Source organism: Bremerella sp. P1, assembly GCF_028748185.1.
Lineage (GTDB): Bacteria > Planctomycetota > Planctomycetia > Pirellulales > Pirellulaceae > Bremerella.
In genome coordinates, this window is the sequence record NZ_CP118164.1 from 593586 (window position 1) to 618703 (window position 25118).

The window sequence follows — 25118 nt, forward strand, 5'->3', positions numbered from 1 at the left end:
AAGATGCTTACAAAAGTGCCGCGGGTGGAAACATCCGCGGCATTTTTTATTTCTTGTAAGATGAGGGAAGCGTTCAACACTTCCCCAGATATATCCTTCGAAAGAGCATCCCTTGGGAGAGATCCAAGATCCACGCAAGATCTTACCGATTGTCGCCGCATTTAGTTGCCATAGCGAAGCCCTCGAATGGGGCAAATCGCAGGCCGAAGCCGCCTGGGGCGAGATCGCCCTGGTCAGCGAACCCTTCTTGTTGACCGAAACAACGTACTACGACCAGGAAATGGGGCCCGGTCAATACAAGCAGTTCTGGGCCTTTTCTCAGCTGCGATCTCCCGGCGATCTTCCCGATTGGAAACGAAAGTCCAACGGTTGGGAAGAACAATACGCTCAAACAGGCCAGTGGCCTGAAGAGCGTCCTTTGAACCTCGACCCAGGGTACATTTCCGAGGCCAAGCTGGTCTTAGCGACTACCAAGGATCGTGATCACCGCATTTATTTGCGGGATGGGATCTATGCCGAGGTCACGCTGCACTTTCGCCGAAAGGCCTGGACCTCGTGGCCGTGGACCTATCCCGATTACCAACGGCCGGAGTACCACGAGTTCTTCGATCGTTGCCGGGCCTACCTGCGACAGCAAATGACCTCTTAGAAAGAGAAAGGGCGGTCTACGAATTGCCGCCTTTTTAAATAGAATGGACTCTTTGCTCTTCCATCCTTAAGTCTTCTGCCTAGGAAAAACTGTGACCTGGAGCCCTGGCATTGCCTTTGCTTTTATCGTCGCGGCGATGTTGCCGGGGTTGATTCTGTCGCTCATCACGACCTTTTTGGTACGTCGCTGGGCCCCGAAACTGGGCCTGGTCGATCTTCCTAATGAGCGAAAAGTGCACGTGATTCCCACGCCACTTGGGGGCGGCATCGGCATTTGGGTCGGTCTCGTTGTTCCATTCGCCATCGCCCAGGCCATCGTCTGGTACGCATCGAATCACCCCGACATGACCTTTAGTTCCAGTTGGCTGCAGCGTGGCTGGGACTTTGCACAGCCCCACCTGGCTGGGTATCAAGAGAAAGCGGTTCCGCTTTGGACCCTTTTGACCCTGGCAACCGTCCTGTTCACGGTAGGGCTACTCGACGATTTGACCGGCCTGGGCTGGAAGATTCGTCTTGCCGTTCAGTTTGCTGTTGCCGCGACAGTCGTTTGGTTTCTCGATTGGAAACTCAGTTTTTTCATCGATATTCCTTGGATACCGGAAATCGTCACGTTGTTCTGGATCGTGGCGTTGATCAACTCGTTCAACATGCTCGACAACATGGACGGGCTTTCGGCGGGAATCGCCGGAATTGGATCGTTCATGTTGGCCTCGGTCCTTTTATTAGCCCCTGATCCAACCACGGCCGGCCCCCAGCTTTTTGTCGGTGGTTTTTTGCTGGTGCTTACCGGATCGATCCTTGGCTTTCTTTACCACAATCGACCGCCAGCGAAGATCTTTATGGGAGACGCCGGCAGTTACCTGATTGGTTTTTGCATGGCCGTGATGACCATCCTGGCGACTTTCGGCAGCTACGAAAATAACCGCCAGCATGCGATCCTAGCTCCCCTGTGCATTCTGGCAGTGCCGCTGTACGACTTGATCACCGTGCTCTACATCCGCATTCGGCAAGGACGCAGTCCGTTCGAGGCCGACAAGTGCCATTTTTCCCACCGCCTGGTCGAGATGGGCTTCAGCAAGACCAGCGCCGTTTTAGTGATCTACTTGCTGACGATGACATGCGGCCTGGGTGCGTTGCTGCTGCACATGGTCAATTTGATTGGGGCCGTGTTTGTCTTACTGTTGGTGTTTTGTGTACTCTGTCTGATCGCCTTGATCGAAAAGGCGGCCCGTCGTAAAGAACGGAATCGAAGCGAATAGATGGCAGCCAAACCCAAGAAAGATCGACGTCCGACCAACGAGCCCTCCGGCAGTTCGATACTGCCCAACTTCGTGGGAACCGGTATCGCATTTCTAGCCGTCGTCACTCCGCTTGTTTCAAGCGAAGGCTCTCCCGATCGGGGCGCAGAGCTATGGCTCGCGGTCGCGTGGTGTTTGCTGTTGGTGCTCTGGGGCGCGACCGCCCTGATGAAGCCGAAGCTTGAGATCCGCTGGAGCTGGACCGAAACCTGCCTGGCAGGCTTCCTGATCTGGCTGGCCATTTCCACCTGGTTTGTCGCCGGCGAAGGAAATCTCCGAGCAGCATTCAACAGCTTCTGGGACTACGCCCATTTATTGATTGCGTACTTTCTGATTCGGCAATGGGTGGTAAACGATGCGCAGCGTCATGCGATGCTTTCGACAATGATCTGTCTCGCTGTGTTTGTTTCCTCGTTTGCCGTCTATCAATACCTGGTCGAGATGCCCGCGCAGCGTGCGGCCTATGCGGCCAGCCCCGAACAGTTTCTGCTGGACAACGGCATCGATCCCACCCCAGGCAATCCCCTTCGATCCCTATTCGAGAATCGCCTGAACAGTACCGAACCGACCGCTACGTTCACGCTGACCAACTCTTTGGCCGGCTTCCTCGTACCGTGGATTTTGATTTCGCTTGGTTGGTTGAAGAACTCGTTTTCAGTCGAGACGAATTGGAAACGGGTTGGCGGTCTGGCTTTAGCCATCGTGCTATTGGGGATCTGTCTACTGCTAACCAAAAGCCGTACCGCCTGGCTAGCGACTCTATTTGGACTGACCTTATTGGGACTGTACGGAACGTCGATGGGCCGACGCGTCTCATGGATCATTCCGGCCGCAGGCCTGAGCATCTTTCTGGGCCTGTTCATGCTGGGCTTCGTTACCGGAGTGCTGGATGTCGAGGTCTTGAGCGAAGCACCCAAGTCCGTGCTCTATCGACTTCAGTATTGGCAAGGAGCAGCGGCGATCATTGCGGACCATCCGGTCTTTGGTTGCGGGCTCGCCAACTTCCAGGGTTACTACCCGGAGTTCATGCTGCCGATGGCTAGTGAAACCGTGGCCGACCCGCACAACTTTATCTTTGAAGTCTGGGCATCCGCTGGTACGCCGGCACTTTTGCTGCTGGTGGCGGCGATGGTTTTCTGGACGCTTCGTATTGCTCGTGATCCGCAGCCCACGGATGAGACCACGGAGACCTCCAAACCCGACAACGAAGAGGACGCACAGTCCGCCTTGCCACTCTGGCTTGGTGCTGGGTTGGCACTGGTTTTTGCACCGCTGCTGCAGATGATCATGCAGGAAGTTCCGCCTGACTTCATGCCGCTCTTTATTGGAATCATCCCGACCGGATTCGTCGCGTGGACGCTTTGGGGCAAGCCGATCACACAAAACCTGCGCTTGTGGCTGAGCATTGCGGTAGCTGCGTTGGTGATCAATTTACTGGCGGCCGGCGGCATCAGCTTTCCAAGCGTCGCCGGGTCTCTGTACCTGCTCGCGGCGATTGCGTCGCCGGCACGTCCGAGTGTCCTGCTGGAAGACTTCCAACGGAAGCTTGTTCCGCTTGGCATCGGGGCTATTGGGCTGATGGTCGTGACGCTGTGGGGCATTCAACCTTCGCAGGCACGCCGAACCCAGATGAGCCTATCAACGCTTGCCGCACGCCGCGGCGATTGGCGGGCCATGGAACAGCACGCCAAACTGGCGACCGCGGCCGATACCTGGAGCAAAGAAGGACCATCCGCGCTGGCCAATGTGTACTATCAAGGTTGGGTGAACAACGCGGATGCCAGCCTCGAGGCCCGGCAACCACTCTTGGATAGTTTTGAGGATGCGTTAGCCGTTACCTTCACACGTGCCGGTCACTCGTTTCCGCTTCACGCTTCGGCAGGTCAGTGGATGTTGGACATCTATCGCCAGTCGGACGATCCCGATCATTTGCTTTCGGCCATCGACCATTATCGCGAAGCGGCACGCCTGTTTCCCAATCGAGCGATTCACCATGCCGAGCTGGCTTGGGCCCTTCATTTGGCGGGTTTGAAAGAAGAAAGTGTCGCTCATGCTGAAGAAGCGTTACGGCTGGACAAATTGAATCCGCACGCCGAACGCGACCTCGAACGCCTAAAAGTCCATGATCCTGGCCCCTGGAAAACCGTCGAGAACCAGAAGCCGGGGCCCGATCCGGAACTTTCTGCCAAACAAGTTGTTGAGAATCTGCGTACAATGGGAGGGTAGTTTTCTCTCTCCATCATTCCGCCTCTTTTCCTTATCAATGCCATGAAACCTATTGCCCTTGTGATTGTCTGTCTGCTAATTGGCTCCGCAGCCGGTTATGGCGTCGCCTACCGCGACGCGACACTCCCCAATCACTTCGGTCCGATTACCGATCCGGATCAAGCGTGGAAGTCGATTCCCATTTCGGAAGACGCCCCTCAGGCAGTCGTTCAAGGGGGCCCGGTCTTCGTATTTGGTCGCATGGAACTGAACTCGGTCGGCAAGCACACGTTTGTTGTGAAAAACGAAGGGAAGGGGATGCTTGAATTGACCATGGAAGGCACCACCTGCAAGTGTACCATGGCTGACCTGGAAGAAGGGGACACGCTACAAGTTCCCCCAGGCGAGTCGACCGACATCAAACTGGAGTGGCGTCCCAAGAGTTATTCTGAAGACTTCGCCCAGACGGCCCGCATCGCAACCAACGATCCGCGAAACACGCTGCTCGAATTGCGCATCACCGGCAGCGTGGTGAAGGCCATTGTTCTCGATCCGACCGAAGTCCGCTTCACCAACCTGGCTGCCGGCGAAACACGTAAAGCAGCGGCCAAAGTCTTGAGCTTCAAGGAAGACGCGTTTGAGATCAAAGACCTCAGCATAACGGGTAGCCAGTCCGAACTGCTCACAGCGACCCAACGTCCTTTGACGGAAGAAGAACTGAAACAGTCCAATGGGGCCCTGGCCGGGTATTTAGTGGAAGTCGAAGTAAAGCCGGGTCTGCCGCTGGGTACGAATCGCCATACGATTGTGGCCCACACCACCAGCGAATTCGCTCCTGAGCTTGAGATTCCCGTCACCAGCTTCCTGGTGGGCGATATCTCAGTCATCGCGATTAAGAAGTACGATCGCGACAAATCGGTTCTCTACCTCAATAAGCTGAAGAAGGCTGAAGGAACTACGACCAAACTATTCCTGATTGTGAAAGGCCCGCACCGTAACGACGTTAATGTGAAAGTCGCTGAGACGTTTCCTGACTACATGAAGGTCGAAGTTGGTGAGCCTGAGTCGATCAACAACGGCAGTGTCCGCAAGATCCCTCTTTCGGTTGACATTCCTGCTGGCGTGCCGGAAGGCAATTTCCTGGGACCAGAGCGTAAGGATTTGGGGAAAATCGCTCTATCTGTGGAAGGACACCCTGAGATCCAAGAGGTCAATATTGGTGTTTATTTCTCAGTCGAGTAGATTCATCGATGTAACTCATGTCGCTTAGAACCGGTCACCAGGATAGAAGGGGACCGGTAAGCGCTTCGTCGAACCAACAACCCCCTCAATGGTATGCGTCACGAAACTGGTCACCTGGCCTCCTTCCTCTCGGCAGCGACCTTCCTGCTAGCGGCCACCTTGGGCTGTAGCAACTCAACCGAAGTCAGCCAAGCCAATCCCTCTGCCCAGCAAGCTCCTGGGAAAAATCGAGTCGATGTCGGCGCCGTGACGCCAATTCCCGTTAACGAGGCATCGCCAGCGGGGTCTTCCGAGATTGTCCGCACAGGCGCCGAGATGCCCCTGAATCCCAATGGCTCCGGCACGTCGAACGTTCAGCCCGTGGCAATGCCGTCCGAAATCGCCATGATGGATGCCTCGGAAGAAGAAGCCGAGAAGCCCAAGTTCTCGCGCCGCGAACTGTTCGAGGGCTGGAACAAGCCGCAAATCGCCCTGTTTCTCACTGGGCAGCAGCACGGATACATCGAACCTTGTGGATGCACGGGTCTCGACAATCAAAAAGGGGGGCTGATGCGGCGTCAGACCTTCCTGAATCAGTTGCGTAACGATCGCGGCTGGGATGTTGTCGCTTTGGATGTCGGTAACCAGGTCCGCCGCTTTGGACGTCAGGCCGAGATCAAGTTCCAGACCACCGCCGAAGGTCTGAAGAAGATGGACTACGAAGCGGTCAGCTTCGGCCCCGATGACCTGCGGCTCTCGGTCGACGAAGTCTTTGCAGCGGTAGCGTCCGAAGACCCCGACAACATTAAGTACATCTCCAGCAATGCCAGCCTCCTCGGTTTCACGCCGAAGCACCGGATTGTCGAAGCTGGCGGAAAGAAGATCGGCATCACGGGCGTTCTGGGCTCTAAGGAACAACAGAAGATCTCGAACTCGGAAGTTGAGATGGGCGATCCCATGCAAGAGTTGGAAGCCAGTTGGAACGCCTTGAAGGCCGAGAACTGTGATCTGTACGTTCTCCTTTCGCATGCCACGCTGGAGGAAAGCCGACAATACGCCAAGGCCTTCCCGGGATTCCAGATCGTGGTTACCGCAGGCGGGGCAGGGGAGCCCACGCTGAAACCTGAAAACATCGAAGGCACCAACACCCAGATGATTCAAGTGGGTACCAAAGGGATGTATGTTGGTGTGGTTGGCCTATTCAACGATCCACAACAGCCCATTCGGTATGAACGGGTTGCCCTGGATGCTCGCTTCGAGGACTCGGAAGAGATGCTTCGTCTCTTGGCCAGCTACCAAAAGCAGTTGGAAACGCTCGGCCTCGACGGGCTGGGCATTCGTCCACAGCCGCATAGCAGTGGACACTCGTTTGTCGGTTCCGAAACGTGCGCCGAGTGCCACTCGGAAGCTTACGAAGTGTGGGAAAACTCCAAGCATAGCCACGCCACCGATACGCTGGTTCATCCACCAGAACGCTTCGAAGTACCGCGGCACTTCGATCCCGAGTGCCTGGCATGTCACGTGACAGGGTGGAATCCAGAGCTTTACCTGCCGTATCGTTCTGGCTACCTCGGTCTGGAAGCGACTCCGAATATGAAGAGTGTCGGCTGTGAAAACTGCCACGGTCCTGGTTCGCATCACGTTGCCTCCCAAAATGGAGAAGGGGGCTTCTCGGATGAGCAGACGGCGATGTTCGTCGATCAGATGAAGCTGCCACTGGAAGCGGCCCGCGACACTTGTCTGAAGTGTCACGACCTCGACAACAGCCCCGACTTCCACGTCAAAGGCGCATTTGAGAAGTACTGGGAAGAGATTAAGCACTAGAGCGCATTCTCTGGTGCTCACTGCGTCGTATGCTCGCAAAGACGCTAGATCCATTGAAAAAAGCGTCGTCAAAGTCCGCTGATTGAAGGACTCTCAGCGGTTGGCCTTCTCTTGTCCTGACTCGCTCTTCCCATTGCGAGAGACGCCTGCATCTGCCTGCGCAGGGGCGCAGCAGGCACCTTTTTATTTGCCGATCATTTCTTTGCCATGGGTGGACTAAACGAATCCACTTTTCTGTTGGCTTCTCGTAAGTCTTTTCCCTTACGTCATTTATGCGCACGCGATTTTCGACGAAAGATTCCACCTCTCATCTGGGCACACCGCTTGCGTTCTACGAGGCGGCAAACTGCGCAAGTGCATCCTAAACGAGGAAATCCAACTCATGGTGACAGACGATCAGCAAACCATCGTGGTGATCGGTAATGGTATGGTCGGGCACCGTTTCGTTGAGAAACTGGTCGACTTCGATCAAGCACGACAATACAAGATTGTCACCTTCTGCGAAGAACCACGGGCCGCCTACGACCGCGTCGGGCTCACCTCGTTCTTCGCCCATCGCGACGCTGAAAAGCTGATGATCGCTCGGCTTGAGTGGTATCAGGAACACGGCATCGAGCTTCACCTGGGTGATCGGGCTCACAAGATCGACCGCGATAACCAGGTCGTCTACTCCGAGAACGGCGCGGAGATCAAATACGACTACGTGGTTCTCGCCACGGGATCTTATCCATTCGTGCCGCCCGTCGAAGGTATCAACAAGCACGGCGTGTACGTTTACCGTACGATCGAAGACCTCGAGAAGATTATCGAGCACGGCAAGACGGCCCAGACCTGTGCCGTGATCGGTGGCGGTCTGCTCGGTCTGGAAGCGGCCAAGGCGGCTTTCGACCTGGGCATGAAAACCCACGTGATCGAATTCGCCCCGCGGCTGATGCCCCGCCAGGTTGACGATCGCGGCTCGAAGCTACTGGTTCAAAAGATCGAAGAACTGGGCGTTGATGTTCACCTGAACAAGGGAACCAAGGAAGTCCTAGGAGACGGCAAAGTCGAGAAGATGATCTTCACCGACGATACCGACCTGGATGTCGACATGATCATCGTCTCGGCCGGTATTCGCCCACGTGACGATGTCGCCAAGGAAGCAGGAATCGATATCGGACCGCGCGGCGGTGTTTCGGTCGACGATCACTTGCGGACGTCTGACCCCAAGATCTTCGCCATCGGCGAAGTCGCGCTGCACTCCGGCATGATCTATGGCCTGGTTGCTCCCGGATACGAGATGGCCGAGATCGTCGCCGGTAATCTCTGTGGGCAAGACCTGAAGTTTTGCGGGACCGACCTTTCGACCAAGCTGAAACTGATGGGTGTCGACGTCGCCAGTTTTGGCAACTACGAAGCCAGCGAAGACGTCAGTACGTCGCTGGTCGTCGAAGATCCCTTCCAAGGAAATTACAAGAAGCTGTTGTTCAGCAAAGATGGCAAGACCTTGCTAGGTGGAATCCTGGTAGGCGATGCCTCGGAATACGGCACGCTGTCTGTCTTCGCGAAGAGTGGTGATCCGTTACCCTGTTCCCCCAGCGAGTTAATGGGTACCAGCGGAGACGGCGGCGGTGCTGCCGCACTGGGTGGTGCCGAGAGCATGCCCGACAGCGCTCAGATCTGTTCCTGCAACAACGTGACCAAGGGTCAGATCTGCACGGCGATTCGCGATAACGATTTGATGACGCCTGCGGAAGTAAAGAAGTGCACTTCGGCCGGGGGTGGTTGTGGTGGCTGTATGCCGCTGGTCACCGATATCCTGACCGCCGAACTTGCCGCTGCCGGCAAGACATTGAGCAAGGACCTGTGCGAACACTTTGCCTACTCGCGGCAAGAGCTGTTCGAGATCGTCAAAATCAAAGAGATCAAAACGTTCGACGATCTGCTGGCTTCGCACGGTAAGGGCGAAGGTTGCGAGATCTGCAAGCCGGCCGCTGCTTCGATCTTTGCCTCGCTCTGGAACGACCATATTCTGGAAACATCGCACAAAACGCTGCAAGACACCAACGACCGCTTCCTGGCCAACATCCAACGCGATGCCACTTACAGCGTGGTTCCTCGCGTAGCAGGCGGTGAAATCACGCCCGACAAGCTGATTGTCCTGGGTGAGGTGGCCAAGAAGTACAACCTGTACACCAAGATCACCGGTGGCCAGCGTGTCGACCTGTTTGGAGCTAAGGTGCAGGACCTGCCGGACATCTGGTCCGAATTGATCGACGCCGGCTTCGAGAGCGGCCACGCTTACGGTAAAGCCGTGCGAACCGTGAAAAGCTGCGTCGGTAGTACTTGGTGTCGCTACGGGGTGGGCGATTCGGTCGGCTTTGCGATCCAGATTGAAAATCGTTACCGAGGCATCCGCGCCCCGCATAAGCTGAAGTTCGCGGTCAGCGGTTGCGTTCGCGAATGTGCCGAAGCTCAGGGCAAAGACGTCGGCCTGATTGCTACCGAGAACGGCTATAACTTGTACGTCTGCGGCAACGGCGGTGCGAACCCTCGCCACGCTGACCTTTTGGTCGCCGACATCGACGAGGAAACGGCCGTGAAGTACATGGACCGCTTCCTGATGTACTACATCATGACCGCCGACAAGCTGACTCGAACCAGCGTTTGGCTGGAAAAGATGGAAGGGGGGCTCGACCATATTCGCGACGTGGTCATCAACGACTCGCTGAATATCTGCGAGGAACTCGAAGCCCGGATGCAGATGCTCGTCGATACCTATCAGTGCGAATGGAAGACGGTCGTCGAAGATCCGGAGAAGCGAGCCTTCTTCAAGCAGTTCGTCAACACCGACGAAAGCGAACTGGGTATCGAGATCATCACCGAACGCGACCAACAGCGTCCCGCCGATTGGCCGGAAAGCAGCGTCAACCTGGTCGAACTTAAAGGACTCAACGGCGAAACGATTTCGCACGACCTACCGGCCGAGGAAGACCTCACCTGGGTTAGCATGGGCAACGAGGCCGACTTCCCCGTTAACGGCGGTTCCGCGGTCAAATATGGTGACGTGCAAATCGCCATCTTCCGAGCCACGACCCACAGCGACTGGTATGCCTGCCAAAACATGTGCCCGCACAAGAACGCGTTCGTCCTTTCCCGCGGCATTATCGGTGATGCCGGAGGCGTACCGAAGGTGGCCTGTCCGCTGCACAAGAAGACCTTCTCGCTCGAGTCAGGAGAATGCTTGTCAGGCGAAGACTTCAAGCTGCAAACCTTCAAAGTCAAGGTAGAAGAGGGAACGGTCTTCGTGCAACTTCCACCACAAGAAACATTGAATGCCAGCCTGGCAACCAAGCTTCACTGCATTTCAGCGTGCGATGCAGAAAAGAGCCGTCAGATGGCATGCGTCGGGGGTTGAGGGGAACCCTTCGATCGTCTCAAGGGGCAGATGGGTTGATTTGCCGTTGCCGCCTGGTGGCGACAAATCGCTTCGTACCGCACCCATCTGCCTCTTGATGGAACACTTTCCTCTGCCTGGATCGAGAACACACGGCGACGCCGTAGCGCTGCCTCACCCCAGCCGTTGTACCTCGATCCCTCCGAGGCGAATGGGCAGGGTGGGGCAGGTTTCGCTCTTGGTTCCAAGAAACCTCGGGGCGCGCAAAAGCTTTGGAGATAGGGCCTCGACGACGCTACATTAGATAGCGTTGACTTCCCACTCTTCTCGTCACCGGTATTCACCATGGCAACGACACCCTGCCGCGATTGCGGCAACGACGTTAGCTATTCCGCACGCGCCTGCCCCAAATGCGGAGCTCCGTATCCCTATCTCGAAAAGTGGGACGGCTATGGCTTCGAGTACAAGTCGAACGCCAAACTGTTCGGGCTTCCACTTTTGCACATCTCGTTCAAGTATCGTAAGAACGGTACTCCGGTCATTGCCAACGGCGTGGTTGCGATTGGTCAGTTTGGTTATGGCATCATCACGATCGCCCAGTTCGGGATCGGCATGATCACGCTGGGACAGTTTACGTTTGCCGGCGCTACCATCGCGCAGTTTACAATTGCCGCCTACGGGATTTGTCAGATGGGCATCCTCTACGAAGGCATTGGTCAGTTGGTCTTTCCTTTGGACAAGATTCTCTGACCCCGGCAAGTGACAAGATTAGGTCATCTTAGGAAAGCATCCCATCGTGTCCGCGAATCCATACGAGTCACCGGTCGAAGCCACTCTCGCTGAAGAATCGACCTCCACGGAAAACACGCGGACTTGCCCCGACTGTGGCAACACGATGGTTCGCGGCCTCGTCCGCAACACGCACATCAACTGGGACGACAACACGCGATCTTGGCTTCGCAAGTTCTTCTTTGGGTGTCAGAATCTGACTCCCATTTATTTCATTCAGATCGGGACCCATAAGATCCCTGGCTATTACTGCCAAGCTTGCCAGATCCTGACGATGGACCTGGATCCCAAGAAGCGTTAGTGGCTACGAGACTGGTTCAAGCGACGACGCAAGGCGTTGAGCCGCTCTTCCGCTTCGGCCAGGCGATCGTTGGTGGGAGAGCTTGTCGATTCCGGCAGATCAGGAATTGAACCGAGGGTATGCCGGCTGTTGTTGGCGATGTCGCGGATGCCGCCCAGTTGATTCTGGACGTCAGCCAGCCACTTCTGTGTTTCGGCCTGCTTTCCGGACGCATCTTGAAAGAAAAGACACGCCGCCAATGCCATACAGGCGAGCGAAATGACAGCGATCGGAAAGCCAATGTTGAACAGTTCCGGACGCTTCGCGACCACGCTCCACACGACCAGGAAACAACCACACACAAGCAGCATCACGCCGCCAGCCAAGCTAAGCGAGGCGAGCAGTGGAAAACTATCGTCCGAGTCGGGTGAATCTGCCGGATCAGGAAGTGCCTGGGGCTGAGAAGCACGCTTCGCAGGAATCCGCTGAGCAACCTCTTGGAAATCCGCCGTTTCGCCGAAGCGCTGCACCAACTGATCGACTCGGCTGAGCGTTGCCTGCATGCGATGGGTATCCAATCGCATCCCCGGCAGCGGCACAGAGGCCTCAGAGCTGGGCCGTGTGTCGGACGTTGACTTCGAGTCGGTCGAGAGTCGTGTTTGGCACTTCGCGCAGACCAGGGCCGACTGCTCTCGTGGCGAGGCAATTCCGGCAACTTGGGTCTGACACTGTGGGCACCACATGTGCTAGCAACTCTCTGGTGATACGTGAGTGGGTTCTCACTCGTTATCGGCACCAGCGAGCGTACGGATTGAATCGATTTGGCGAGCTAGGAAAAAGATCGGGGCAGGGTCGATGCGATCCGTTGAGCTAGCGGATTAACCCATCGCCTTTTCGGTCGCTTCCAGCAGCATCGAAACCACCTCATCCAGTGGCTTTTTCACCAAGGCCCCTGCGGCCGCGACGTGCCCGCCACCGCCGAACTGCTGGGCAAGCTTGGCCACATCGAGCGACGATCGACTTCGGAAACTGGCTTTGACCCCGTCTCCGTTGGGCAACTCGACAAATAAGATCGCGGCCTCTACGCCCGCGACGGCCATCGTTTTATTGATGGCATCTTCGGTATCGCTGGGGGTAGCGCCCGTTTCTTCAAAGTCCTGCTGGGTCGCCATGCTATAGGCCAGCTTGCCGTCGTGAATGATTTTGGCGCTGGCCAGGATTCGTCCCCGCAGGTTGACCCGTTGCAGCCGTTCGTTCTCGAACAGATTTCCATAGACTTCACTGGGCACGGCCCCGGCGTCCATCAGATCGCCAATCGCTCGATAGGTAGATCCGCTGACCGAAGGAAAGCGAAACCAACCGGTGTCGGTGGCAATGGCCGTAAACATCACGGTTGCCATCTCCTTGGTGATTGGCACGCCCCAGGCCTTGGCGGCTTCATATACCAGGCGTCCGGTCGCTTCACACTTCGCGTCTTTGAACATCTCGCCCCCCAGGTCGTCCTGGCTGACGTGATGATCCAATACCAGCTTGACGCCACGAAACTCTTTCATCGCGTCCGCCATTTCGCCCAATTGAATCCAGGCACTCGTATCCACCACCATGAACGCATCGAAGCCGTCTTGGATCTCTTCGCGCGTGATGTCTTTACCTAACTGCTTGATCTCGCCGGCTGGATCGATGAATTCAAGATGCGTCGGCGTCTCGGAATCATTGACGATCGTGACGTCTTTGCCCATTTGACGAAGAATGGCCGCCATGGCCAATTCGCTGCCCAACGCATCGCAGTCGGGGCGAACGTGGCTAGTGAGAACAAATCGCTGGGGAGCTTCGATCGCCGCTTTCAGTGCGGCCCAGTCAATACTCATGGGAGTGTCCATCGTCCTTCAGGCAGTCTAACGCGAAGTCTGCGACTGATAATTTTGAAAAGTCTGGATCGTTGTTTGAATGTCTTGATCGAGTTGCTTCTTGAGTGCCTCGGCATTTGGAAAGGTAGTCACTTCCCGCAGCCGCGAGAGAAACGAGACCTCCAACGGCTCACCATACAGTGACCCCTGAAAACCGATCAGGTGGATCTCGATCTTGCGTGCCTTCTCGCCAAACGTTGGATTCGGGCCGATGTTGATCGCGGCGGCATACACGTCGTCTCCGCGATAACTCATCCCGGCATAAACGCCCATCTCTGGCACCAGCGTATCGACTGCTTCCAAGTTAGCGGTGGCAAACCCAAGCTGAGCGCCGCGGCCTGCTCCGTGGGTCACCATCCCGCGAATGCGATAGGGCTGCGTTAACATCTCGCAGGCCAACTGAACGTTTCCTTGAGCGATCAGCTTGCGGATACGACTGCTCGAAACGTACTCGGTTTCGCCCGGCCTGGTCAGCGGCTCGACGATGTCCAGCATGATGCCGTTCGTCTGGCACAAAGCTTCCAATGTTTTAACGTCGCCGGCGCGGTCTTTTCCGAAATTGAAATTAGGGCCTTCCACCATCGCTTTGGCAGCCATCTTCTGCACGATGATCTGCTGGAAGAATTCGTCCGGCGTTAACTGCAGAAGCTCAGGCGTCGTGGGATAAGCGATGACAGCGTCGATACCAAGTTGACCGAGAAGCTCGACCTTGCGCCGTGTCCAGGTAAGGGGTGGTGGCGCCAACTCAGGACGAAGAAGTCGAACCGGGTGGGGATCGAACGTAAACACAACCGCCGGGCCCCCGACTTCGTCGGCTCGCTGTCGCACTTGCTGCGCAATCTTGGCGTGTCCCAAGTGAACGCCATCGAAGTTGCCGATCGTTAGCGCTCCGCTTCGGATTTCTGTCGAAAGCGAATCCAAGTCCCGATAAAGTTGCACAGTTCGCCTTTGCCCAGGGGCGACGTGGCCTGCATATTTTGCCCAGCCACTCGTAGGAAAACTCGTATTTTGCTTGGTTCCTAACCGTATGACAACCAAACCTTCTTCCGAATTCTAGCTAACTTGCTTCACTGGTTGACGTTAAATCGAGACAATCGATACAAGTGCGCCTAGATCCTCTTCCTGGTTCCTGGCCGGCAGCAGCGATCTATGCAATATCGACGCACGTTTTCCGAAGTGCCAAGAAAGCAAAAGCCAACGGGTATTTCTGATTTTCTGCGTTAAAATAGAAATCGCTTAGCCCTACGTTGCCCATCTGCTAGAGAGTCCCTCTCGTGACTGAGCCTTCTTATTCCCATTTCAAGACGCACGTGGTGACATGCCCTGTCTGCTCGACTCGCATCTCGGTTCGCTCCATGGATGTGGGTCGCAAGACCGAGTGCCCTGATTGCCACCATCGCTTCACGATCGAAAAGTCTGAGATCAAGTTGGATGTCCCTGAGCCAATTGTGCCAGAGGATGAATACGGCTTGAAAGACGTGGCCCATGATCATGATGAGGCCCGCAAAAAGATGGGGCAGGAAATCATGTCCCAGGCCGAGAAGGAGATGAAGGAACAAGCCGAACGCAAGGACCTGAACAAGCGAACGCAAGGCGCGTTTGAAGAACGCAAGCCACGCGGCTACCAAGACTCGGACGAGGAAGAAAAAAAACCGCGCGAACAACTCACCCCAATCGACTACGATCCCCGCGAAGAGTTGGTTGACTACCCACTGACCTTCGCGCCCAAAGAGATCCAGCGGGACATCTTGTTGTTCTCGGATGTGGGCTTATTGATGCGATGGGTCTTCCTTTCTGTATTCGCTTCGGTAACGATCTACTTCGCGACCAATGCCATCTACTACGGCCTACAGCCCGACGAGTCGATCATGAACTACATGTATAGTCTGGCTGGCACCGCCTTTTCGGTGGTCCTCGGTGCTGGTACGACCATATTCCTAGGAAGCCATTTCCTGTTCCTCGTCATGTCGATCTCAAGCGGACAGGAGGAATGGGACTGGCCAGAACTCGGCATCTTCGACCGCATGATGGAAGCCCTCTTCCTGGTGATCGCCGTCTTGCTGAGCATCGTCCCGTTTGGACTTATGGCCACCATCGACCAATGGTCGGCGCTACCGCTGTTAGCGTTTACGTTTCTGGGCTTCCCGGTCATTTACCTATCGATGCTCGACCAAGGCTCGGTCGTGACGCCGTGGAGTTCTTCGGTCGTCGCTTCCCTTTTCAAACTTCCCGGGAAGTGGCTGCTATTCTACATCGCGACGTTTGTCCTAATTTCCGCGATCATGGCTACCGGTGCGGCAATCTTCTTCTTCGCCGGTATCGAACGCCTGGCCTATATCGCTCTGCCTGCCGGCGTGATGCTCGTGGGTGGTACGTTCATCTATGCTCTGTGGCTAGGCCGCTTGAGCTGGGAGATTGCTGAGCTGAGCACAAAAGAGCGTGAGGAAGAGTAACGCACAGCAACAGCTTGGCGTATTCCGAGAGAGCAATCACACAGGCGCAAAAAAACCTCTCTTCCACACATGAAAGAGAGGCTCTTGCTGTTTTGTTTGCATCTAGGGTCTACACGTTCCAGATGCGATCGGGACGCGAGGCCAGGCCATTGGCATCGGCGTCGTCAATGAAGACTTCCTTCTGCGGATCGATCGTCAATTTGCGATCAAAGATCCAAGCCGCAGCAGCTGCGTGACAGGCAATGTGCGACTTGCGCATCACGTTTTGGTTGGCAGCGGTCAGCTTGCGAGAGCGAATGCAATCGAGGAAGTTTCGCGAGTGACTGGCGACATCCAAACCGCGAACGCGCGAGGTGTCTTCGGTGATCTCTTTCTGGAGTGCCGGCGAAGAGCAGACGATCTCGCCGCTGTCACCCGTTTCAACCCAGCCTTCGCTGCCGATGAACCTGACGGGGCATGTTCCCAGTCGCGTGATGTAGTCAGGCGAGCGATCACCGAACGGATCGTCCAGGAAATCGATTTCCAACTTCACGCCGTTCTCGTACTGACAGGTGATGCCTTCCTTGTGCGGCTGATACTCAACCGGCATGGTCGCGTCGGCCTTGTTCGCCCACTGGCAAAGGTCGACGGTATGGGCACCCCAGTCCAACAGCCGGGCACCGGAATCAAAGTCCCACTGACCACGCCATCTGCCTTGCACGTACGCCAGGTTGAAGGGACGCCATGCGGCTGGGCCGAGCCACAAGTTCCAATCAATCTCGTCCTGCGAAGGCTGAGCCTGGGCTGGTAACCAACTGTTATCGAGGACCGGTCGATAAACGGACGCATGTAGCGTTTGCAGTTCACCGAGCTTACCGGAGTGAGCCAACTCGATTGCCTTGATAAAGTTGGGCACGCTACGCCGCTGGGTACCAGCTTGAAAAACCTTTTGCTCGGCAGTGATCGTATCGGCCAGTTGCTGGCAGTCTTCGATCGTGATACCGCATGGTTTTTCGCTGTAGACATCTTTGCCGGCCTTGGCTGCCAGGATCGATGCTGCCGCGTGCCACCGATCTCCGGTCGCGATCAGCACGGCATCGATATCCTTTCGATCAAGCAACTCACGAAAGTCACGCATCGTCTCGCAGTCGGTATTGCCGTAGTGCTTGTCGACGATCGCCTTGCCGTCGTCACGATGCTTCGACCAGACGTCGGCGATGGCGATACATCGCACGTCCTCATGCGGCAGCGTGCCACCCATGACGTATTTGCAGCGGTTACCAAAACCGATTACGCCCAGGTTCACTTTCTCATTGGCACTCGGCACGCCGTCGGCCCCCAGGACATGTCGGGGCACGTAGCTGGCAACCCCAGCGACTGCCGCCGCGGTGCCGGCTGCTTTCAGGAAGTGACGACGCGAAGATTTTTGCGGGTGATTCATAGAACGATTCCTCGAAGAGGGCAGGGGGGCATTTGGTGGGATAATTTGGTGCCAGAACACCCTATTAAACCACGATCCACTAGGGATTGTCCAAAAAGAATTTCGGCCCAGCCCCAAGTAGGGACTATTTCGTATAATCAAACGTTTTGCTTTGCCCCAATTTCGAAAACCACTGATCTCGATCTCCATGAAACGCCACGAACTGGAACGCCTTGCCAAGCACTACCGCGCCGGAAAAGTAACCCTCGCTGACTTCTGTTCGCAAGTCATGCAGCCTAAGTCCGAGCAGCTCTCCGATACGACCCTCGACATCGATCGCGCTCGCCGCTGCGGCTTTCCCGAAGTTGTTTTCGGCGAAGGCAAATCAGTGGAAACGATCGTCGAGATCTTCAGCAAGCAACAGCAGCGCGGGGATAAATCGCTGGCAACGCGAATCGACGACGCGAAAGGTGCGGCTCTTAAGGAGCTGTTGCCGGAAGGAATCTACCACGAGAAAGCGCGTACGTTTCGCATGCCTAGCGACGAGCCAACCTGGGGCAATGTTGGCCTGGTGACAGCCGGCACGAGTGATTTGCCGGTAGCGGAAGAAGCACGCGAGACATTACGCTGGATGGGTATCGAGCCTGTGTTCATCCAAGATGTCGGTGTGGCTGGCCCTCATCGCTTCGGAGAGCAAGCTCACCTGTTGAGTAATGCCGACGCGGTTATTGTGGTGGCTGGAATGGAAGGCGCCTTGCCGAGTGTCGCTGGTGGTCACTTGGCCTGCCCGGTGATAGCGGTACCGACGAGCGTCGGCTACGGAGCGAGCTTCCAAGGCGTTGCTGCACTGCTAGGCATGCTCAACAGCTGTGCCTCGAACGTCACGGTCGTGAACATTGACGCTGGCTTCAAGGGTGCTTACCTGGCCGGCCTCATTTCGCTACGCGTACTGCAAGCCAAATCACAACCCGAAGGTTAAGACGACGGAACCATTCATGCCCACTCAACCCTTGCCATCCGGTTTGCCGATCATCACGCCACGCGCAGCCGATTCGCACAAAGGAACCTTTGGCAGGGCGTTACTGGTTGGTGGCTCGGTGGGTATGCCTGGTTCGATCAGCCTATCGGGGCAAGCGTGCCTCAAAGGAGGAGCAGGCTTGGTGACGCTGGCCGTTCCCGATGCGATCATCAACACGGTCGCCAACTTTGAACCGTCCTACATGACGTGGGCCTTGCCGACGGATCGTCATGGACACATTCCTTTTCATGCCAAGGCACGCTTAAGCGAAAAACTTCAACCGGCGGATTGCCTGGGCGTAGGACCAGGCTTGGGGCAATCGCGCGGCTTGTTTCATCTTGTGGCTTATCTGTATGAAACGTTTGCGAAACCGATGATCATCGATGCCGATGGTTTGAATCTTTTGTCGCAGCGCGAAGATCCACTTGCTGGTCATGCTGGCCCACGTGTCATTACGCCTCACCTTGGCGAATTCCAACGTCTTGTCGGCAAACCGCACCTCTCGATGGAAGACGCGCGAAGTATGGCCGTCGAGTTGGCAAGCCGGCAAGAGATCGTTGTTGTTTTGAAAGGTCCCAACACGCTTGTTACCGATGGACAACGCCAATGGCACAATCCCACTGGCAATCCTGGCTTGGCAACCGGAGGCACCGGCGACGTGCTCACCGGTTTGATCACGGCACTTCTTGCTCAGTCGCTTGTTGTTTATGACGCGGCTGTTCTTGCGGTTTTCCTTCATGGATTAGCAGCCGATCTAGCAATCCAAGAGACAACACAGGCAGGCCTCACGGCATCTGACTTGCTGTCTTTCGTGGAAGAAGCGTGGCGCGATTACGAGTCGCGACGCGATGTTCCTTCCACCTAAATCAAACGTCCATGCAACAGTGGTTGTTTGCACGACTATTGCTTCCGATGCAGCGAGAAACGTCACGGTTCAATAGTCATCCGCTAAACGCGGATTAGCGTGTACGGATATCCACAACGATTTTGCAATTGGTTCGTGTCGATGAAGTGAGTATTCTTTGACAAGGTTTAACGGAACTTCGACATGAATTTTCACGTCGGAGTTGTTCACCGAGGATTCGTTCAACAATCACTTAACATCGCGACTTGCTGGAACAGAGGCAAAAAGAGGCAGGACGCGAAGGAGGGCGACCTATGGTAACGATGAACGCAGTCGTTTACGAAAAGGATGGTCAGACCTACGTCTGGGCATTCCGCGAAGGGGAAGAAGAGCGTGCCCTGGAAGCGATTTGTCAATCTGCTAATAGCAACGAGACAAATCTCGACTGGGACGATGCCAATACGATTTGGCAACGTATGGCTGACGCCCCGGATCAAGTCGATGTACGTGAGATTGGTGCTTTTCTAACCCGCGGCTCGCGTCGCTAATACCATCTCTCTGGTGAGAGCGCCTACGCAGTCTATGAGCTTAGGTGCTCGATCTTCCTCAGCAGGTCAACCTCTGGTTGTGACTGAACTGGGGGGGCGGTTAAGATGGGGACATTATCTAAATCCCAATTCCGCCCAAGGTAATTTGCCTGTCATGCAGCCTCGCAAAGAAATCTTCCCAAACGTTATCGAACTCAACTACCAGGCAGGTGAGCTGCTCGGCTGCAATGTCTACCTGGTATACGAGGGAAACGAGTGGATTCTTATCGATATCGGGTTCGATGAAACGGTCGAAGACTACATCGACGTGATCCGAAACATCGATTTTCCCCTGGCAAACTGCAAAACGCTGATCGCAACCCATGCGGACGTCGATCACATTCAGGGGCTCGCAAAGGCCAAGCAGATTCTCGGAACGACGGTCACCTCCCATCCATTGGCTGTGAAGGCCTTGGAGTCGGGCGACAAGCTGCAAACATTCGCCGAGATTGCGTTGCAAGATATTCACCTGGACATGCCCCCCGTAAAGATCGAACATCAGATCGTCGACGGCGATACGCTGACGGTCGGCAAGCTCGAACTGGAAGTCTGGCACACGCCAGGCCACACTAACAGCCAATTGAGCTTCCGTATGGGGGACTTGTTGTTCTCCGGCGATAATATCTACCGCGATGGCTGCGTCGGTGCGATCGATGCTCACCACGGCAGCGATATTCCTGACTTCATCAAATCGCTCGAGCGAATTCGTCAGAGCGACGTGAAGTGGCTTCTTCCCAGTCATGGCCCCATCTTCCGAAAAGATGACGCCATGCTCGACAAGACGATTGCCCGGCTCAATGGCTATCTTCACATGGCCGACTTTGGAACGTGTGCGATTGACTGGCCTCTGATGGACGAATGGGAAGACGAAATCGTCAAAGGCGTTCTGCCCAAGTAAGAACGTCATCGCAAAGCCAACCAGCAAAATAAGCGGCTAGAGGGACCTTTCATTAAGGTTCCTCTATTTTTTTGCGCATTTTCTTACAGGCATCGCATGCTGGCGTTTGTCGCAATGATTCTCATTGCGGCGATCGATGAGCCATTATTAGGGCGATTGCGTATGCCAAGGGCGTTCCAAACGGAGGGAACCGCGCCAAGCAAAAGTGCTGAGAATCGTAGCAAGCTTCATGCGCGCATTCTTTGCATGCTGAGGCCTTCGCAAAAACGTCCAGTGAAAAGCTTAAATTCCCGCCATCTCATAAGTCGTTCGTAGAACACGACATAGAACGCCACATTTTCTTGGCCGAGGCTTTTCATTGGCATAGTCGGAACTAATGGCACAACGCTTGCGATCAGGGGTGCGTTGTGCACACGACCCTGCGTGGGAAGGCGCACTCAGAGATGTCCCACGTTGGATCGATTCCTGGCCCTGGCATATAGCTGGCTGATGTTTGTTTCATCTTATGTAAAAGGTACGAATCACATGGTAAGTTCCCTCTCCCTCCCCAACCGAGTGTGGTTTGCGATGCTCGCAATCGCCCTCGGCCTCATGATCTCTTACCCGCTTTCGGCGCAAGACGCCGGAACGCCGGCATCGGAAGATGCTCCGATGGCTGAAGCCGGCGAACCCAAAGCTGAAGAAGCCGCCACCGAAGAAGGCCCTGCTGAAGAAGAGGAAGCTGAAGAACCTCTCACCGCAGACGCCGTGCTTGGCGACGTTGACACGCTTTGGACCTGCCTGGCAGCGTTCCTCGTGTTCTTCATGCAGGCTGGTTTCGCTTTAGTCGAAGCTGGTTTCACGCGTGCTAAGAACGCTTGTAACATCGTTATGAAAAACCTGATGGACTTCTCCATCGGTTCTTTGTCTTTCTGGTTGATTGGTTTCGGCCTGATGTTCGGTCACACCAACGGCTTCCTCGGAACGGACATGTTCCTGTTCGACGGTGGTAGTGAAGCTGCCATGGAAGTCAACTCGAACGTTGGTTTCAACTGGGCCTTCCTGATCTTCCAAACCGTGTTCTGTGCTACTGCCGCGACGATTGTTTCGGGTGCAATGGCTGAACGAACCAAGTTCACCGCTTACCTCGTCTACTCGGTTCTGATCACCGTGATCGTTTACCCGATCTTCGGTAGCTGGGCTTGGGGTGGTCTTTACGCTGGTGGCGGCTGGCTCGAAGGCATGGAAACTGGTTTCTACGACTTCGCTGGTTCGACCGTGGTTCACTCGATCGGTGGTTGGGCTGCTTTGGCCGGTGCCATCACGATCGGTCCACGTATCGGTAAGTACACTGCTGACGGTAAGGTTAAGCCAATTCCAGGTCACAGCATTCCGCTGGGTGCCTTGGGTGTGTTCATCCTCTGGTTGGGTTGGTTCGGCTTTAATCCTGGTTCGACCACGGCTGTTGGTGGTGGTTCGTTCGCTTACATCGCTGTCACCACGAACCTGGCTGCTGCAGCCGGTGTGGTTGGTGCCATGATCACTTCGTGGATCATGTTCAGCAAGCCTGACACCTCGTTCACCTTGAACGGTGCTCTCGCTGGTCTGGTCTCCATTACCGCTGGTTGTGATGCCCTGAGCCCAGCTTGGGCAGCTGTTGCCGGTTTGATCGGTGGCGTGATCGTGGTTCTCTCCTGTGTGATGTTCGACAAGCTGAAGATTGACGATCCCGTCGGTGCTGTCTCGGTCCACGGTGTTTGTGGTGCCTGGGGTACGCTGGCAGTTGGCCTGTTCATGACCGATGGCGGTCTGGTCAACGGTGGTGGTCCTGCTCAGCTGATCACCCAAATCATTGGTGTCGCAGTCGGCTTCGTCTGGGCCTTCGGCGTCAGCTTTGTGATCTTCAACCTGATCAAGTTCACCATGGGCTTGCGAGTCAGTGCTGAAGAAGAAATGGCCGGTCTCGATATCCACGAGCACGGCATGTACGCCTACCCAGCTCACCTGGTTTCCGAAGGAACCCAGCAAGCTGGCCACGTCGCCTCCTAAGACTGAATGTTTGAAAGCCAACCTCGCGGGCTTTGCCCTGGGCATTGCCCGCGATGTTAATGAAGACACTTCGGCCTTTGCCTGGGCCAGAAGTTCTACCCCAATGACTTGGAAGGGTGTTCCGCCTCGCTCTTCCAAGTCGGGGTTTTTTTATGCGCGGTGCTCAGTTTGAAGTTTTCAGTATTCAGTTTTCAGCAAGACGTGCATGTTCAAGCTGACACCTCGTTCGCCCCTCACTCTAGCCCTCTCTCCAAAGGGGCGAGGGGACAAGAGTGGTCGCGAAACGGCAGGTTTTGTCTTACTTAAAACTGAACGCTGAAAACTTGATATCCACCCCAACGCTAAAAGCTCTTCTTTTCCCAGTCTGCTGGCTGGCACTTGCCCCATAAGGGCCCTCGGTTTACATTCGACGGTTTGGACTCCCATCGAACATTCGATCTGGACCCCTCTCTATGAAACTTGTGATTGCCATCATTCAGCCAAGCCGCTTGGAAGCCGTCAAGGAAGCCTTGACCGAGGTAGAGGTTTTTCGTCTGACGGTGATGGATTGCCAGGGTTTCGGCCGCCAAAAGGGGCAAACCGAGGTCTATCGAGGGCACGAGTTCACGGTCAACCTGCTTCGTAAGGTCCAGCTGCAGATCGCGGTGAACGAGGATTTCGTCGAACCCACCATCGACGCGATCGTGAAGGGGGCTCGATCGAGCGACAAGGGAGAAATCGGAGACGGCAAAATCTTCGTCGTGCCGATGGATGACTGTATCCGAATTCGCACCGGCGAACGCGGTCCAGAAGCAATCTAACGGGTCTTCAGTCTGGCCTACTCTTGGCCAGCCTCCAGTTCGGCACGAATCGCTTTGGAAATCGGGGTAAGATCGCCACCATATCCGACCCATACCGCTTTGATCATGCCATCGCGACCTACCAGGAAATTGGTTGGGTAGCCGAACTGAGGGCTCGTCTTTATCAGTTCTCGCCGAAGGTCGGCATTCATGTCGACGTAGACAGGCATCGCCGAATTGTATTGGGCCAGAACCAACTGCGAATCGTGCTTCAGCTGCTCGGTCTCTTCTTCAAACAATCCAGGCTGGCCAGGCATCCACCTTCCATCGGACGAGATCGGAATCAGCTCGAAGTCTGGGTTGTCCGAATAACGCTCGCGAATCTGTAGCAGTTCGGGGAGCTCCATCAGGCAAGGACCACACCACGGCCCCCAGAAGTTCACGAGCGTCACCTTCCCGGCAAATTGATCGGTATCTACGGCCGCATCCGCGTTTAGCAGTGGTTGAAGCTGAGCCATTGGGACTGGTTGCCCCACCCAGGGATGTGAAGTGGCCGGACCACTGCCCCCGGGACCAAAAAGCAATGCGAGCAATATGACGGCCAAGCCTGCCAAGACACACAGCAAGACAAATAGGCCGACATTGCCCCTTCGAGGTCCCATACTTCGTCTGGGCGGGGCCGTAAATCGAGAATAAAGTCGTGGCATGACAAGTTCGTATTAAGGTCGTATGAAGGGACATGCGTGGCCCAGGGCCACCTCATTCTATCGGGCGAGACCGGCATCGTGGGGCCCTAGGCACCGACAAAACAAGGGACTTTCGGCTTGTCTTGGGCTTCCCTGGATCAGATCGCTCTGGCAACAACTGCCCCATAAGGAAATAATAGGTCATTGTGTTCCCGTCAGCCTGTTGTACAACATCGGCTGATAGCTTCCCGATTTTGGAAGCATTCCGCTGCTTGAAGGATTCACTTGTGCGATGAAATTTGAGGTTGAATTAAAATTTCCGGTCGACAACCTGGCGCCCATCGAGTCGCAGTTGGAGGAATTGGGCGGAATCATCGAGGTTCCCAAGCGTCAGGCAGACAAGTATTACAGCCATCCTTCCCGGAATTTCGCCGAGACGGATGAGGCACTGCGGATTCGTCGCGTTGGCGACCAAAACTACATCACCTACAAAGGCCCGAAAGTCGATGATTCGACGAAAACCCGGCGTGAAATTGAAGTTCCGCTGATTTCTGGCAAGACAGGGGCGGCCAACATCGTCGACATGTTTGAATCACTTGGTTTCACCCATGTTGCCGAAGTGACCAAGGATCGCCGCAAGTCACACATTCAGTATGAAGGTTTTGACGTGATGGTCGCCATGGACGAAGTGCTCAACCTGGGCAAGTTCGTCGAGCTTGAGATCACCTCAGGCGAAGAAGACATGGAAGCGGCCAAAGACGCGATTGCCAAATTGGCCGATCAACTCGGACTCTCCAATAGCGAGCGTCGAAGTTACCTGGAATTGATTCTGGGCGACACCTAGGGAAGAAAACTCCCCTTAGAACTTTCCCGGATTT

At 55.5% G+C, this 25118-nt stretch carries 21 protein-coding genes; 16 read left to right on the forward strand and 5 right to left on the reverse strand.

Going from position 1 to position 25118, the window contains the following annotated elements; genetic code table 11:
* The first annotated feature begins 112 nt into the window (after nucleotides 1-112).
* The 8 genes from PSR63_RS02450 to PSR63_RS02485 all read left to right on the forward strand — a co-directional run bounded on the left by PSR63_RS02450 (nucleotide 113) and on the right by PSR63_RS02485 (nucleotide 11662).
* On the forward strand, nucleotides 113-649 hold the full coding sequence (locus PSR63_RS02450; RefSeq protein WP_274330429.1) for a DUF4416 family protein: 537 nt from the start codon (nucleotides 113-115) through the stop codon (nucleotides 647-649).
* A 91-nt stretch (nucleotides 650-740) separates the two neighbouring features.
* Nucleotides 741-1907 (forward strand): MraY family glycosyltransferase, encoded by a 1167-nt coding sequence (locus PSR63_RS02455; RefSeq protein ID WP_274330431.1) that lies wholly within the window; start codon nucleotides 741-743, stop codon nucleotides 1905-1907.
* Nucleotides 1908-4172, forward strand: coding sequence for an O-antigen ligase family protein (locus tag PSR63_RS02460; protein WP_274330432.1), 2265 nt, complete (start codon nucleotides 1908-1910; stop codon nucleotides 4170-4172). It abuts the gene before it with no gap.
* A 42-nt stretch (nucleotides 4173-4214) separates the two neighbouring features.
* A complete protein-coding gene (locus tag PSR63_RS02465) occupies nucleotides 4215-5393 on the forward strand; it encodes a DUF1573 domain-containing protein (RefSeq protein ID WP_274330433.1) in 1179 nt (392 codons plus the stop codon).
* A gap of 93 nt (nucleotides 5394-5486) precedes the next feature.
* On the forward strand, nucleotides 5487-7196 hold the full coding sequence (locus tag PSR63_RS02470; protein ID WP_274330434.1) for a multiheme c-type cytochrome: 1710 nt from the start codon (nucleotides 5487-5489) through the stop codon (nucleotides 7194-7196).
* A gap of 382 nt (nucleotides 7197-7578) precedes the next feature.
* The gene (gene nirB, locus PSR63_RS02475; protein WP_274330435.1) at nucleotides 7579-10593 is read left to right on the forward strand and encodes a nitrite reductase large subunit NirB; all 3015 of its coding nucleotides are present in this window, start codon (nucleotides 7579-7581) and stop codon (nucleotides 10591-10593) included.
* A gap of 324 nt (nucleotides 10594-10917) precedes the next feature.
* Nucleotides 10918-11322: a hypothetical protein gene (locus PSR63_RS02480; protein WP_274330436.1), complete on the forward strand. Its 405-nt coding sequence runs from the start codon at nucleotides 10918-10920 to the stop codon at nucleotides 11320-11322.
* 46 nt (nucleotides 11323-11368) lie between these two features.
* Nucleotides 11369-11662 carry a PF20097 family protein gene (locus tag PSR63_RS02485; RefSeq protein ID WP_274330438.1) on the forward strand — a complete coding sequence of 98 codons (294 nt, stop codon included), beginning with the start codon at nucleotides 11369-11371 and terminating at the stop codon, nucleotides 11660-11662.
* Here PSR63_RS02485 and PSR63_RS02490 read toward each other — a convergent pair.
* The 3 genes from PSR63_RS02490 to PSR63_RS02500 all read right to left on the reverse strand — a co-directional run bounded on the left by PSR63_RS02490 (nucleotide 11659) and on the right by PSR63_RS02500 (nucleotide 14487).
* On the reverse strand, nucleotides 11659-12384 hold the full coding sequence (locus PSR63_RS02490) for a hypothetical protein (RefSeq protein ID WP_274330440.1): 726 nt from the start codon (nucleotides 12382-12384) through the stop codon (nucleotides 11659-11661). The genes PSR63_RS02485 and PSR63_RS02490 overlap by 4 nt on opposite strands.
* 135 nt (nucleotides 12385-12519) lie before the next feature.
* Complete coding sequence (locus tag PSR63_RS02495) at nucleotides 12520-13509, reverse strand: DHH family phosphoesterase (protein ID WP_274330442.1); 990 nt, start codon at nucleotides 13507-13509, stop codon at nucleotides 12520-12522.
* 27 nt (nucleotides 13510-13536) lie between these two features.
* A complete protein-coding gene (locus PSR63_RS02500) occupies nucleotides 13537-14487 on the reverse strand; it encodes a bifunctional riboflavin kinase/FAD synthetase (protein ID WP_274330443.1) in 951 nt (316 codons plus the stop codon).
* 335 nt (nucleotides 14488-14822) lie between these two features.
* Here PSR63_RS02500 and PSR63_RS02505 point away from each other — a divergent pair, with 335 nt between their 5' ends.
* Nucleotides 14823-16001 (forward strand): hypothetical protein, encoded by a 1179-nt coding sequence (locus PSR63_RS02505; protein WP_274330445.1) that lies wholly within the window; start codon nucleotides 14823-14825, stop codon nucleotides 15999-16001.
* A 109-nt stretch (nucleotides 16002-16110) separates the two neighbouring features.
* On the opposite strand, the gene PSR63_RS02510 is transcribed toward PSR63_RS02505, so the two are convergent.
* A complete protein-coding gene (locus PSR63_RS02510) occupies nucleotides 16111-17421 on the reverse strand; it encodes a Gfo/Idh/MocA family protein (protein ID WP_274330447.1) in 1311 nt (436 codons plus the stop codon).
* Between the two features lie 187 nt (nucleotides 17422-17608).
* On the opposite strand from PSR63_RS02510, the gene larB reads away from it, so the two are divergent.
* The 6 genes from larB to PSR63_RS02540 all read left to right on the forward strand — a co-directional run bounded on the left by larB (nucleotide 17609) and on the right by PSR63_RS02540 (nucleotide 23575).
* Nucleotides 17609-18379 carry a nickel pincer cofactor biosynthesis protein LarB gene (gene larB / locus PSR63_RS02515; RefSeq protein ID WP_274330449.1) on the forward strand — a complete coding sequence of 257 codons (771 nt, stop codon included), beginning with the start codon at nucleotides 17609-17611 and terminating at the stop codon, nucleotides 18377-18379.
* Between the two features lie 16 nt (nucleotides 18380-18395).
* Entirely contained in the window at nucleotides 18396-19283 is an 888-nt protein-coding gene (locus PSR63_RS02520) for an NAD(P)H-hydrate dehydratase (RefSeq protein WP_274330450.1), read from the forward strand.
* Between the two features lie 293 nt (nucleotides 19284-19576).
* The gene (locus PSR63_RS02525; protein ID WP_274330451.1) at nucleotides 19577-19810 is read left to right on the forward strand and encodes a hypothetical protein; all 234 of its coding nucleotides are present in this window, start codon (nucleotides 19577-19579) and stop codon (nucleotides 19808-19810) included.
* Between the two features lie 154 nt (nucleotides 19811-19964).
* Entirely contained in the window at nucleotides 19965-20747 is a 783-nt protein-coding gene (locus PSR63_RS02530) for an MBL fold metallo-hydrolase (protein WP_274330453.1), read from the forward strand.
* Between the two features lie 525 nt (nucleotides 20748-21272).
* The gene (locus tag PSR63_RS02535; RefSeq protein ID WP_274330455.1) at nucleotides 21273-22775 is read left to right on the forward strand and encodes an ammonium transporter; all 1503 of its coding nucleotides are present in this window, start codon (nucleotides 21273-21275) and stop codon (nucleotides 22773-22775) included.
* Between the two features lie 452 nt (nucleotides 22776-23227).
* Complete coding sequence (locus tag PSR63_RS02540; protein ID WP_105356734.1) at nucleotides 23228-23575, forward strand: P-II family nitrogen regulator; 348 nt, start codon at nucleotides 23228-23230, stop codon at nucleotides 23573-23575.
* Nucleotides 23576-23592: 17 nt separating this feature from the next.
* Here the strand turns inward: PSR63_RS02540 and PSR63_RS02545 are convergent, their stop codons facing one another.
* Nucleotides 23593-24261 carry a TlpA family protein disulfide reductase gene (locus tag PSR63_RS02545; RefSeq protein ID WP_338000661.1) on the reverse strand — a complete coding sequence of 223 codons (669 nt, stop codon included), beginning with the start codon at nucleotides 24259-24261 and terminating at the stop codon, nucleotides 23593-23595.
* 271 nt (nucleotides 24262-24532) lie between these two features.
* Between PSR63_RS02545 and cyaB the strand changes: the two genes are divergently transcribed.
* Nucleotides 24533-25084, forward strand: a complete 552-nt coding sequence (cyaB, locus tag PSR63_RS02550; RefSeq protein WP_274330460.1) for a class IV adenylate cyclase — start codon at nucleotides 24533-24535, stop codon at nucleotides 25082-25084.
* The last annotated feature ends 34 nt before the right edge of the window (nucleotides 25085-25118 follow it).

Coding starts and splice junctions, on each gene's coding strand:
- PSR63_RS02460 (WP_274330432.1), top strand. CDS start 1,908: ATGGCAGCCAAACCCAAGAAAGATCGACGTCCGACCAACGAGCCCTCC.
- PSR63_RS02465 (WP_274330433.1), top strand. CDS start 4,215: ATGAAACCTATTGCCCTTGTGATTGTCTGTCTGCTAATTGGCTCCGCA.
- PSR63_RS02470 (WP_274330434.1), top strand. CDS start 5,487: ATGCGTCACGAAACTGGTCACCTGGCCTCCTTCCTCTCGGCAGCGACC.
- nirB (WP_274330435.1), top strand. CDS start 7,579: ATGGTGACAGACGATCAGCAAACCATCGTGGTGATCGGTAATGGTATG.
- PSR63_RS02480 (WP_274330436.1), top strand. CDS start 10,918: ATGGCAACGACACCCTGCCGCGATTGCGGCAACGACGTTAGCTATTCC.
- PSR63_RS02490 (WP_274330440.1), bottom strand. CDS start 12,384: ATGTGGTGCCCACAGTGTCAGACCCAAGTTGCCGGAATTGCCTCGCCA.
- PSR63_RS02495 (WP_274330442.1), bottom strand. CDS start 13,509: ATGAGTATTGACTGGGCCGCACTGAAAGCGGCGATCGAAGCTCCCCAG.
- PSR63_RS02510 (WP_274330447.1), bottom strand. CDS start 17,421: ATGAATCACCCGCAAAAATCTTCGCGTCGTCACTTCCTGAAAGCAGCC.
- larB (WP_274330449.1), top strand. CDS start 17,609: ATGAAACGCCACGAACTGGAACGCCTTGCCAAGCACTACCGCGCCGGA.
- PSR63_RS02520 (WP_274330450.1), top strand. CDS start 18,396: ATGCCCACTCAACCCTTGCCATCCGGTTTGCCGATCATCACGCCACGC.
- PSR63_RS02525 (WP_274330451.1), top strand. CDS start 19,577: ATGGTAACGATGAACGCAGTCGTTTACGAAAAGGATGGTCAGACCTAC.
- PSR63_RS02530 (WP_274330453.1), top strand. CDS start 19,965: ATGCAGCCTCGCAAAGAAATCTTCCCAAACGTTATCGAACTCAACTAC.
- PSR63_RS02535 (WP_274330455.1), top strand. CDS start 21,273: ATGGTAAGTTCCCTCTCCCTCCCCAACCGAGTGTGGTTTGCGATGCTC.
- PSR63_RS02540 (WP_105356734.1), top strand. CDS start 23,228: ATGAAACTTGTGATTGCCATCATTCAGCCAAGCCGCTTGGAAGCCGTC.
- PSR63_RS02545 (WP_338000661.1), bottom strand. CDS start 24,261: ATGCCACGACTTTATTCTCGATTTACGGCCCCGCCCAGACGAAGTATG.
- cyaB (WP_274330460.1), top strand. CDS start 24,533: ATGAAATTTGAGGTTGAATTAAAATTTCCGGTCGACAACCTGGCGCCC.